This is a genomic window from Aquitalea sp. FG25 (genome assembly GCF_057809375.1).
In genome coordinates, this window is the sequence record NZ_JBMDJV010000067.1 from 1 (window position 1) to 443 (window position 443).

1 protein-coding gene is annotated in these 443 nt (G+C 51.7%); it reads left to right on the forward strand.

Features of this window, described 5'->3' with window-relative positions; genetic code table 11:
* Nucleotides 1–210 (forward strand): IS3 family transposase (locus ACODR9_RS24315; protein WP_488813266.1); only part of this gene is annotated, 210 nt, incomplete at its 5' end.
* Between the last annotated feature and the right edge of the window lie 233 nt (nucleotides 211–443).

The following is a 443-nucleotide window of genomic DNA, read 5'->3' on the forward strand; positions in this document are numbered from 1 at the left end:
GCTGTGGCGGAGAGTTTCTTCCAGTTGCTGAAGCGTGAGCGTATCAAGCGAAAAAACTATCACGACAGGGAAGAGGCCCGGCGGGATATCTTCGATTACATCGAGATGTTCTACAACCCGAAGCGCCGGCATGGTTCCACAAACGGGCTATCGCCGGTAGAGTTTGAGAAGCAATATTTCCAACGGCTCAAGACACCCAGCAGGCTGTAATCAATCTTGAAGTGGACGTTTTGATTCTTGGCTGTGACGGTCCGGTTTGGCCGATGATCTGCCCGTTGTGAATGCACTACGTGCCCCTCCGGTCCCTTCCTATGCATATAGGCGCATCCGTAAAACTACGCATTCATGCCATTCAGCCTTGTTTGCGCCATGTCGAAGGCATAAGCTGTGAACTTTCAACAGATTGTGAATGATCACGTCAGCCGACGTGATAGCCCACCGCA